The organism is Acinetobacter lwoffii, from assembly GCF_015602705.1.
GTDB classification, from domain to species: Bacteria; Pseudomonadota; Gammaproteobacteria; order Pseudomonadales; family Moraxellaceae; genus Acinetobacter; species Acinetobacter lwoffii_E.
In genome coordinates this window covers 1576432-1588032 of record NZ_CP059081.1, presented here as the reverse complement: position 1 = coordinate 1588032, position 11601 = coordinate 1576432, and the positions used below count along the sequence as shown (strand labels likewise).

Sequence of the window (11601 nt, the reverse complement as noted above, 5' to 3'; positions counted from 1 at the left end):
GCAGATGGAAGGAGCCAATTGGTCTGGTTAAAATAAGAAAAAGAGTCAAAATTTAAAATTATTTTATTTATAAACAAATATTTATACTTTTAATAAAAATTGGCTCCTTTTTAAATAAAGAAGCCAATTTAAAAATCCATTGCAAAAATTCACGATGGGTAATAATGAATTAAATCTAGTCGTTTTTATGGATTAATCCATCTTGAAAAAAAACTTCGCTTAACCCGGATAGATGCCGCGTTCCTGGCGTGCCATTAAAATCCGCTCACAAGCCAGAATATAAGCGGCTGTACGCAAAGAACATCCGGCCTGAACTGCTTTTTGCCATACATCCTGTACCGCATTTTTCATGCTGGCATCCATACGCTGGTTAATCTCTTCCTCAGTCCAGAAGTAGCTGGCCAAATCCTGAACCCATTCAAAATAGCTGACCGTCACGCCACCCGCATTGCAGATTACGTCTGGCACCACGGTAATATGACGCTCACTCAGAATTTCATCGGCTTCAGTCAACGTGGGACCATTGGCACCTTCCAGAATCATTTTGGTCTGAATATTTTGCGCGACCTGAGTATTAATCACACCTTCCAGCGCTGCCGGAATAAAGACTTCGGCGGGAATGGTCCAGAAAGCTGATGCAGAAATTTCATCGCTGGCAGAAAATCCCTGAATTTTATGGTGGGCATTGGAGTATTCAAGCAGCTTTTTAATATCAATTCCCTGTTCCTGATACAGAGTGGCAGAATGGTCCTGAACACAGATCACTTTGCTGCCATTTTCCTGGAAAAGCAGCGCAGCTTCACTGCCCACATTACCGAAACCCTGTACACAGACCCGGGCATTTTTTAAATCCAGACCAATTTGCTGGGCAACTTCACGACCGCTAATAAATACGCCGCGACCTGTAGCTTTACTGCGGCCTAAAGCCCCCCCTAAATGAACCGGCTTTCCGGTCACTACACCAGTAATCGTAGAACCCGCATTCATGGAAAACGTATCCATCATCCAGGCCATGATTTGCGGATTGGTTCCAACATCCGGCGCCGGAATATCTTTTTGCGGTCCAATAATTAAATTGATTTCTGCCGTATAACGTCGGGTCAAGCGTTCCAGTTCGCGCTTGGAAAGCTGGCTCGGATCAACTCGCACACCGCCTTTGGCACCGCCAAAAGGTAAATTTAGAGCAGCACATTTGATCGTCATCCAGGCCGACAGAGCCATCACCTCATCTAAATTGACATCTGGATGAAAACGCACGCCGCCTTTGCCTGGACCGCGAGTTAAATTGTGCTGAACACGATAGCCTTCAAAATGCTGAACCGTACCATCATCCATGATGACCGGAACATCGACAATTAAACTGCGCTTTGGGCGTCGCAGCATGTCCAGTCGTTCACTCAGCTCACCCAGATAAGGCGCTACTTTATCCAGTTGCTTAAGATAATTGTTCCAGGCCGTTGTACCTTGCTCGGTATAGGTCAATCCTTTCATCATCATGTTCATTCTATGATCCTTTTGTTATATGCAGTCGTATGTCCTGGCGGCTGCAACACATCTCTATTCGGCTGTTATGGCAATCATTGCTTGATTCAGGTCTTAGTTCAGCGAGCTCCAAACAAAATCAGTGTCTAGATTTTCCGCTTTAGTTTTAATCGGTATCTGTGTATATTGCCTGCCCGCCTGTATGCTCGCATTCAAGCCGCAGGTACATGATCAAAACGCATACAAGACACTTTACAATGACTGCCTGATCAGACTATTTTGCACCTAGCAATACCGCTCTCACGAGAGCCATTTCAAATTTGTAGGAGAGAGCCAATTGCGTAGCTTGCTTGGAGATTATTTACTGCAGCGATTGCAGCAAGATGTCACAGGAACATTACAGATGCGCCTGTTCCGCTGCTTGCGTAACGCGATTATTGATAGCGTATTGGCTCCCAAAACCCGCTTGCCTGCATCACGTGATCTGGCTAAAGAGATTCAGGTATCGCGTAATACGGTGTTAAATGCCTATGAACAATTACAGGCACAGGGTTATGTTGATGCCCGTACCGGTCAAGGTACCTGGGTAGTAGAGAAATTACCCGAATCCTTTTTGGTGAAGGCAGAACAGAATTCTCCTGCCGTTGCAGAAAAAAAAGCACAGCAAAATTATAATCTGTCGCAACGCGGTTCTTACTTGCTCGGCTATTCCGCGGCTTCGCCTTATCAATGGGGAGCCTTTGTACCGGGCGCACCCGATGTAACCGAATTTCCGCATCATATTTTCAGCAAAATCCAAACGCGTTTGAGCCGTGAACCTCAAGTTAACAACCTGATTTACAGCAATGCCGGTGGCTCCCTAGAACTGCGTCAGGAGCTGGCAGAATATCTGAAAATTGCCCGTTCAGTGCAGTGCGATGCTGATCAGATCATTATTACCGAAGGCACCCATCAGGCGATTGATTTGGTCTCGCGTACTTTAAGCGACATAGGCGATGAGGTCTGGATCGAAGATCCAGCCTATTGGGGCGCGCGTAATATTTTACGAATTAATGGTGTGAATCTGCGTTCCTTACCGGTCGATCAGGAAGGGATTATTCCCGATCTGCATCCCAAGAAACCGCCTAAGCTGATTTTTGTGACGCCTTCGCATCAATATCCCTTAGGTTCACATTTAAGTTTGGAACGGCGCAAACAGTTAATTGCACTCGCACGCCAACACAACAGCTGGATTGTTGAAGATGATTATGACAGTGAGTTCAGGTTCTCGGGCCAGCCCTATCCTTCTTTACAAGGTTTGGAGCCGGATTCTCCGGTGATTTATATGGGGACGTTTAGTAAGACCATTTATCCGGCTCTGCGCATTGGCTATTTAGTGGTACCAAAGCAGCTCTTTTCTTCGTTGCGAATTGTGGCCTCGGAACTTTATCGTGGTGGTCACTTAATCGATCAGCAAACACTGGCTGAATTTATCCGTGAAGGACATTATGAGGCGCATATCCGACGGATGCGTTTATTGTATGGCAAACGCCACGCTTTTTTAATTGACCTGATTCGCCGACATTTAGGTGAAGATTTTCTGCATGAATACAATACCGCCGCCGGTTTGCATCTGATTTTAAAATTGACGAGCAGCAGTGATGATGTCTTGATTGCATCCAAAGCGCTTGAACTAGGAATCAAGGTCAGAGCCTTATCGCAATACTATACCAAACATTATTCCACCCGGCAGAAAGGATTATTACTGGGCTTTGCCTGTGTGAGTGAACAGGAAATTCTGGTGGCTTTCGGGATATTGTTAAAGTGCTTGCGCGAGCATGGGATCCGCACTTTAACTTAGTAAAAACTTAAGGATCAATACAATTATATTTTTAAAATCAAAAAGCTTTTAATTTATTTTTAAAGGGAACGTAAACCTGCTTTTAGCCTGATATTTTAGGTAGGCTTTATTTTTCTGTAAATATTGCCTGCTTATATTTTTTATCTCTTAAGCCAATTGGCTCCTTTGAATTGCTCAAAAATGGCTCTCGTCACTTTACAACAAAAAAGAGAAATTAACCGCATACATGAACAGCATGTAACCGTACTTTAATCAAAGTGTGATCCTGTCTATAGGGCTACAAGGATTCATTTTATTAAGATTAACTTAATATTGGTCAAGCACTGATGAATTCGGTTACAGTTTCAAAGGATAAGATAGCGTAAGCCAAATAAGGAATTTTATTGCCGCTACGCTATTGATATTAAGGGAAATTATATGGCAGAACATCAACATTTCTCCAATTCCGAATCATCAAACGGCTTAAAAAACGGACTTAAATCACGCCATCTCACCATGATTTCAATTGCCGGTGTCATTGGTGGAGCACTCTTTGTCGGCTCCGGTAATGTCATCTATTCTGCAGGACCGGCTGCACTCATTGCCTATACTCTAGGTGGAATATTAGTTTTACTCATCATGCGTATGCTGGGAGAAATGGCGGTACTGAATCCCGACAGTGGTTCATTTTCAACCTATGCGGATCGTGGAATCGGGCGCTGGGCTGGATTTTCTATCGGCTGGTTATACTGGTCTTTCTGGACGTTGCTCATGGGCTGGGAAGCCTTTGTTGCCGGGAAAATCCTAAATAGCTGGTTTCCATTTATCCCGATCTGGGGCTATATGCTTCTGGTCACTGTAGCACTGGTCTGGATTAATCTCCGTGACGTAAAAAACTTTGGTGAATTCGAGTTCTGGTTTGCCCTGATCAAAGTTATTGCCATTGTACTGTTTCTGGTGTTTGGTAGTTTGGCCGTGATGCACCTGTGGCCTTGGGGCGATGCCTCTATGCTCGGTGGTACAACTCATCTAACCGCTCAAGGCTTTATGCCTAATGGGTTTCCATCGGTGATCACGGCCTTATTGGGTGTAATGTTTGCTTATATGGGAGCAGAGATTGTCACCGTAGCAGCAGCTGAAACCAAAGATCCAGCCAAGGAAATTCGTAAGGCCGCTAATTCAATTGTATGGCGTATCATTTTATTCTATGTCGGTTCAATGTTGATTACGGTTTGCCTGATTCCACACAATAATCCTTTATTGAAAGATCCGACCTGGGGTACGTATAGCGTAGCGCTTACTGCACTCGGTATTCCAGAAGCACGCCATATTGTTAATTTTGTCGTGCTCACCTCGGTATGTAGCTGCTTTAACTCCGCACTTTATACCTGTTCACGCATGGTCTATTCCCTCTCGAAACGTGGAGATGCACCAAAGAGTTTCGGTTTAACCAACCGCAATAACAGCCCATGGGTAGGTGTCATCTTTTCAAGCCTGTTTTCTTTCGTGGCGATTTATCTGACTGCCACCGAAAGTATGAATATTTATGATGTCTTGATGTTAGCGACTGGTACCGTATCTTTATATGTCTATCTTGCTATTGCCATTTCTCAGCTTAAGTTACGTAAAAAACTGGAAGCTGAAGGACAAAATATTCCATTCAAGATGTGGTTATTCCCATGGCTCACTTATCTGGTCATTATCTTTATTGTCGGCGCTTTAATTACCATGATTATTGAAGGAACCTATTTTAAAGAAGTGGTTTATACCAGTGTGCTTGCATTATTTATTGTGGGCTTAGGCATCTGTGCACAAAAGTTTAACTGGGGTAAAGCCTCAGCCAAAAAGGAAAAGGCAGCACAGGCCAGAATTAATTTAAGTGATAATCTTTAATTTATTTCTATAGAAATTTTTTAAACACATCAGAATGAATAAATAAATGGAGAGTTAAAAAACTCTCCATTTATTTTATATACAAGCCCAGTAAAAAAGGCCTATGTATGTCTAGATTTTAAATCTCCGTTGATACCTCACCTTTCCTAATCAAATTTCACCTTTCAAGACCACCTCAGCTATCAAAGTGTAGCCAGAAGCTGTTTCATCAGCTTTTTCTGTTCTGGTTGCTCAACCTGATCCGTTTCAACGAATAATTGATAAATCTCGAATACATTCTGTTATGAAATGTTGAGTCCAGCCTCATTTTGCCTAAAAGCTTCTAATATATTTTTTCTTATATGGCCACAATCATTGGAATTGGAAAAGATATGAATCATTATCCTGAAACCCCAGCTTCAACTGAAACACAAGACCATCAACCGGGTGTGCAAACCAAAATGGACCCTGCACCGGAAATTATTAAACCGCATTATAAAGGCAGTGAAAAATTAAAAGGCAAAGTTGCCTTGATTACTGGTGGTGATAGCGGAATTGGCCGTTCTGTATCGGTCTTATTTGCTCGCGAAGGTGCCGATATTGCCATTTGCTATTTGGATGAAGATCAGGATGCACGGGACACCAAAAAAATGGTGGAAGATGAAGGCCGCCGTTGTCTGCTGATTCAATGTGATTTACAAGATCAAGATGAAATCAAGAAAATGGTGGAAAAGACCCTTCAGGAATTTAAAACGATTAATATTCTGGTCAATAATGCCGGGGTTCAATACCCGCAAGAAAGTATTACCGATATCTCGCCCGAGCAATTACTTAAAACATTTAATGTGAATATTCTATCGATGTTCCACCTGACTCAGGCGGTGATTCCGCATATGCAAGAAGGTGATAGCATTATCAATACGACGAGTATTACCAGTTATCATGGTCATGACCAGCTGATTGACTATGCGAGTACGAAAGGTGCCATCACCACATTTACCCGAAGCCTTTCCACCAATTTATTGAAAAATAAAACCGGCATTCGTGTCAATGGGGTCGCGCCAGGTCCCATCTGGACACCATTGATTCCGAGCAGCTTTGATGAAGAACAGCTCAAAGATTTTGGTAAAAGCACCCCAATGGGTCGTATGGGCCAGCCGAGTGAAGTAGCACCGGCGTATTTATTCCTGGCCAGTGAAGAAGCCAGTTATATTTCAGGTCAGGTGATTCATGTGAATGGCGGCAGTATTATTAACGGCTAATCTGGCACAGAAGATAGCGGTTCTAGTTGACCGTTATCTTCATCTATTTAATCTTTAGATTTTCATATTTTTTAAAAATTTTGTTTTTATAAAATGATTCCAACAAATACTTACCCTCGTAAAAATAAGCTCTTGTTATAGTAATTTCAGCCAAACCTGATGAGGATATTAAGATGCCTAGAGGTGACAAATCAGCCTATACCGATAAACAGAAACGTCAGGCTGAACATATTGAAGAAAGCGAAAAAGAACGTGGTCATTCTGAGGAAGAAGCCGAACGTATTGCCTGGTCGACGGTCAATAAACAAGACGGTGGTGGCAAGAAAAAGAAAACGTCCCACTAAGCAGAATTCATACTGATGACGCTATAGGACACCTATAAAGACCCTTTATAATTTACTTATAGAGGGTCTTTTACCATCAAGTTTAAGTGATATTTTCGATACGCTGCTGAGTCCAAACTGGCCAGATCTTTTGCAAGGTCTTTTCAAATTTTGCATTCTCAGTTCGCCATTTTGGATTTTTGTCCTTATCAATAATCAGCGCACGAACGCCTTCAATAAAGTCGCCCTGCTCTAACCAGACATCTTGCAAGTCGCGTTCTAACTGCATGCATTTTTCTAGCGACAAATTCTGTCCGGCTTGCTGTAACTTCAGGCTGGTTTGCTTGGCCATAACCGGACGTTGCTGCAAAATTGCCAGCATTTTACTAGCCCATTCCTGATCGGTTGAATTACTTGTATGAGCAAGACTCTGTTCAATCTCCTTGAGGTTTGGATAGCCAAAATGCTGATTAATCAGATCTGCACGTTTTTGCAGCTCGCTTTCTACCGGATGCGTAATATAGCCACTAATGATTTTCTGGATTTCAATCGAATTTAACACAGGCGCAGTAATCAACGCTGCTTCCAATTCAGCAAAACGCTCACTCGGCACATGATAATCCACCAGATCGAGATACAAGGCATCACTGCTACTGATCTGCTCCCCGGTCAAAGCCATATAGACACCGACTTCATCCAGTCGGGACAGGAAATGGGTGGCTCCAACATCTGGGAAAAAACCAATTGCGGTTTCGGGCATGGCAAAACGTGATTTTTCACTCGTAACTTTGATATGACAGGCTTGAGCGAGGCCAAAGCCTCCGCCCAGTACATAGCCATCCATCATCACGATCACGGCCTTTGGAAAATTACGCAAGGTGCTCAGCATCTTATATTCAGTGGCAAAAAAATCCTGATATTGGGTATTGCCGGCCTGATAGCTGTCATACAGATAGCGGATGTCGCCTCCAGCACAGAACGCCTTGGGACTGTTGGAATTGATCAGGATGGCTTGCACTTCTGGATCATGGCACCACTGATCGAGTTGCGCCTGAATGCCTTGGATCATTGGCAGGGTTAAGGCATTTAAATGGCTGGTGCGGTCCAGGCTGATAATGCCCAGACTTCCTGCGACCCGTATCGCTAAATTATTTTCATCACTCATTTTATTTTCCTATTTTTGTTTTATTGATGGGTAAATTTGGCTGGGCGTTTTTCTACAAAGGCCTGCATGCCTTCTTTTTGATCGGAACCGGCAAAAATCGAATGGAAAACCCGGCGTTCAAAGCGCAGGCCTTCAGCCAGGCTCACTTCAAAGGCCCGATTAATTGATTCTTTAATCATCATCACGGCAGTAAGCGACTTTTCAGCAATTTTCTCGGCAGCTTGCAGGGTTTGTTCCAGCAATTCTTCCTTGGCAAAAACCCGAGCGGCCAAACCACTTTGTTCCGCTTCCTGCGCCCCCATCTGCCGTGCAGTCAGGCACATTTCCATGGCTTTGGCCTTACCAATCGCCAAGGTTAAACGCTGGGTCCCGCCAATGCCGGGCAACACGCCTAAGGTAACTTCAGGCAAACCAAATTTTGCATTATCAGCGCAGTAAATAAAGTCGCACATCAATGCCAGCTCGCAACCACCACCCAAGGCATAGCCGCTCACTGCGGCAATTAAAGGTTTACGGCGCTGCGCAATCCGGTCGGCCAGACTAAAAAAATCGTCCAGATAAATTTGCGGAAAATTCAGATCTGCCATTTCTTTAATATCGGCACCAGCAGCAAAAGCTTTTTCCGAACCGGTAATCACGATACAACCAATTTCGGGGTCTTTTTCCAGCTGATCAAGAGCCTGATTGACCTCGACAATCAGCTGGTTATTCAGTGCATTTAACGCCTGAGGACGGTTTAAGGTAATCAGTCCAACACCGTTACGTTGTTCGAGTAAAATGGTTTGCCATTGCATGATAAAAATCCTTTTTAATTCCTTATAAACTGCGTGCAATCACCAGGCGCTGAATATCGCTGGTGCCTTCATAAATCTGACAAATCCGCGCATCGCGATAAATCCGCTCAATCGGAAAATCTTTCAGATAACCGTAGCCGCCAAAAATCTGCAGCGCTTTGGAGCAGACACGTTCCGCCATTTCCGAAGCAAATAGCTTGGCCATGGAGGCTTCAGTTAAACAGGTTTCACCGGCTTCTTTCTTGCGTGCTGCAAAATGGACCAGTTGCCGTGCTGCTTCAATTTCAGTCGCCATACTGGCCAACCTGAAAGAAATCGCTTGCTGTTCAAAAATCGGTTTGCCAAAGGCCACGCGGTCATGCGCATAGGCCGTTGCTTCTTCCAAGGCGGCACGCGCCAAACCAACCGCCTGTGCCGCAATACCGATTCGCCCGCCTTCCAGATTGGCCAAGGCAATTTTTAAACCTTCGCCTTCTGCACCGAGTCTTAAACTTTCATGAATGCGGACATCGGTTAAGGCAATCTGACAGGTATCCGAAGCATGCAGGCCGAGTTTTTCTTCGACCCGAATCACTTCATAACCGGGCGTGTCGCGCGGCACTAAAAATGCACTCATACCTTTTTTCCCCGCAGCTGGATCAGTCACGGCAAACACAATAATCATTCCGGCATTGTGGCCTGAGGTAATGAACTGTTTCGCGCCATTCAGAATGTAATGATCGCCGTCCTTGACCGCCCGGGTTTTAATCGCGGCAGCATCCGATCCGGTATGCGGTTCGGTTAAGGCAAAGGCACCAATCATTTCACCTTGAGCCAAAGGCTTTAGAAAATCCTGCTTTTGCTGTTCCGTCCCGAACTTGAAAATCGGCACACACCCTACAGAGTTATGTACGCTCATAATCGCAGATGTTGCACCATCGGCCGCAGCGACTTCTTCTAAGGCCAGAACATAAGCCAGCGTACCTGTGCCCGAGCCGCCCCATTCTTCCGGAATCAGCATGCCTAAAAAACCCAGCTCTCCCATTTGGGCTAAGGCCTGTTTAGGAAAGATGCCTTTTTGATCCCACTCGCCGGCAAAGGGTTTAATCTGTTCCTGGGCGAAGCTTTTTGCCATGTCCTGAATCAGTTGTTGTTCTTCCGTTAATTGCATGGATTCTTCCTTCAATCTCTTTATTTAATCTTCTTATTCAATCTGTTGGCTTTAGCTGTTATGCGGTCTTGGCTTGCTGCTTGTTGATTTCCTGATTGCGCAGTAAAAAGCGTTGAATTTTACCGCTTGGGGTTTTCGGCAATTCAGTCACAAATTCAATCAGGCGTGGATAGGCATGCGCAGATAACCGCTTTTTCACAAATTGACCCAGCTCTTCTTCCAGATGGGCCGAAGCTGCAAAATTATTCGCCAGAATCACAAAGGCTTTAATGATTTCGGTACGCTCAGGATCAGGCACGCCAATGACTGCTGCTTCAATCACGGCATCATGTTCCAGCAAGGCACTTTCCACATCAAACGGGCCGACCCGATAACCTGACGTTGTAATGACATCATCACTACGCCCAACAAAGCTCATACTGCCATCTGCATGAATTTCTGCGGTATCCCCAGTTAAGTAATACTGTCCGACAAATGGAGATTTACGGCTTTCTTCATAGCCAGAGAACCACATCATTGGGGACTGGCTGATATCCACTGCCAGGATGCCCGGGACGTCAGCTGCTAATTCATGCCCCTGTTCATCGACAACGGCAATCCGGTAACCCGGGCTGGCAAAGCCTGCCGAACCTGAACGGACCGGATGTTCCAAGGCATGATGATTACACACCACCATCCCGACTTCGGTCTGGCCATAATGGTCATAAATCGGCACATCCAGTACCTCTTTAAACCAGCGGATCACTTCCGGATTTAACGGTTCTCCCGCACTGCTGACAACACGTAACTTACCGCGTAGTTTTGCCATTTGAGCAGGATCGGCCGCCATCATCATGCGGTAAGCGGTTGGTGCACCGGCCAGATTGGTAATGCCATATTCCTTAACAATTTCGCAGACACTTTCGGCATTAAAACCGCCTTCATAAAACAAGGTCGAGTGTCCAAGCATTAAGGGACCAGTAATCGCGTAATACAATCCGTAGGCCCAGCCGGGATCAGCAATATTCCAGAAAGCATCTTCAGGAGTTAGACCAATGGCATTTTGCATATAGCTTGCAAAAGCAATCAGTGCTTTTAACGGCACTTTAAGCGGTTTCGCCGGTCCGGTGGTGCCCGAGGTAAACATCAATAAAAATGGATCATTAACATTCAGGATTTCCAGCTCACAAGCTTCAGCCTGACGGTTTAATACTGTCCAGAAGCTAAGATCGTGCGGATAGCGCTCTGCCTCAGTTTCGGCATGTACCGTCACAATCGGTGGACAGTTGCTAATTTCAGATAATTTATCCCGATTCGCCAGATCAGTCACCACCAGCTTGCTTTGCGCCAGCTGAATACGATGCTCGATGGCTTTGGGACCAAAGGCCGTAAATAAGGGTTGATAGACAGCACCAATCCGCCAGGTTGCCAAAATAGTAATGATCAACTCGGGAGTACGTGGTAATAATCCGGAAACGCGGTCGCCTTTACCAATGCCTTGAGACTTTAAAAAGTTGGCAAACTGGCTGGAATATTTTTTGAGTTCGGCAAAACTATATTGTTCTTTTCTGCCATCTTTACCATGCCAGTATAAGGCAATGGCATCGGAATCGGCATGACGGTCACAGCATTCATAACAGGCATTTACTGCCTGCATGGAACCGGAGAGATACTGGCTTGCAACCGTATTTAAATCAAAGTCTTGAACCGTTGTTTGATAATCTAACATGTTAAACCTCAGCCTGAATTTATCGT

9 protein-coding genes are annotated in these 11601 nt (G+C 44.7%); 4 read left to right on the top strand and 5 right to left on the bottom strand.

Annotated features, from left to right (window positions below):
• Positions 1-219: 219 nt before the first annotated feature.
• Positions 220-1491, bottom strand: coding sequence for a Glu/Leu/Phe/Val family dehydrogenase (locus H0S56_RS07635; RefSeq protein WP_195726065.1), 1272 nt, complete (start codon positions 1489-1491; stop codon positions 220-222).
• A gap of 328 nt (positions 1492-1819) precedes the next feature.
• On the opposite strand from H0S56_RS07635, the gene pdxR reads away from it, so the two are divergent.
• From pdxR to H0S56_RS07615, 4 genes are all read left to right on the top strand, one after another.
• The gene (gene pdxR / locus H0S56_RS07630; RefSeq protein WP_195724772.1) at positions 1820-3322 is read left to right on the top strand and encodes a MocR-like pyridoxine biosynthesis transcription factor PdxR; all 1503 of its coding nucleotides are present in this window, start codon (positions 1820-1822) and stop codon (positions 3320-3322) included.
• A 417-nt stretch (positions 3323-3739) separates the two neighbouring features.
• Positions 3740-5194, top strand: coding sequence for an amino acid permease (locus H0S56_RS07625; protein WP_195724771.1), 1455 nt, complete (start codon positions 3740-3742; stop codon positions 5192-5194).
• A gap of 371 nt (positions 5195-5565) precedes the next feature.
• Positions 5566-6435 carry an SDR family oxidoreductase gene (locus tag H0S56_RS07620; RefSeq protein ID WP_004280275.1) on the top strand — a complete coding sequence of 290 codons (870 nt, stop codon included), beginning with the start codon at positions 5566-5568 and terminating at the stop codon, positions 6433-6435.
• A gap of 173 nt (positions 6436-6608) precedes the next feature.
• The gene (locus H0S56_RS07615; RefSeq protein ID WP_004280276.1) at positions 6609-6779 is read left to right on the top strand and encodes a hypothetical protein; all 171 of its coding nucleotides are present in this window, start codon (positions 6609-6611) and stop codon (positions 6777-6779) included.
• Positions 6780-6861: 82 nt separating this feature from the next.
• Here H0S56_RS07615 and H0S56_RS07610 read toward each other — a convergent pair whose 3' ends face one another.
• From H0S56_RS07610 to H0S56_RS07595, 4 genes are read right to left on the bottom strand one after another with little or no spacing between them, the layout of a single operon-like run.
• On the bottom strand, positions 6862-7923 hold the full coding sequence (locus tag H0S56_RS07610) for an enoyl-CoA hydratase/isomerase family protein (protein ID WP_004280278.1): 1062 nt from the start codon (positions 7921-7923) through the stop codon (positions 6862-6864).
• A 20-nt stretch (positions 7924-7943) separates the two neighbouring features.
• Positions 7944-8717 (bottom strand): enoyl-CoA hydratase, encoded by a 774-nt coding sequence (locus tag H0S56_RS07605; RefSeq protein ID WP_195724770.1) that lies wholly within the window; start codon positions 8715-8717, stop codon positions 7944-7946.
• A 22-nt stretch (positions 8718-8739) separates the two neighbouring features.
• A complete protein-coding gene (locus tag H0S56_RS07600; RefSeq protein ID WP_086044840.1) occupies positions 8740-9867 on the bottom strand; it encodes an acyl-CoA dehydrogenase family protein in 1128 nt (375 codons plus the stop codon).
• Between the two features lie 58 nt (positions 9868-9925).
• Entirely contained in the window at positions 9926-11575 is a 1650-nt protein-coding gene (locus tag H0S56_RS07595) for an AMP-binding protein (RefSeq protein WP_086044839.1), read from the bottom strand.
• Positions 11576-11601 lie beyond the last annotated feature (26 nt).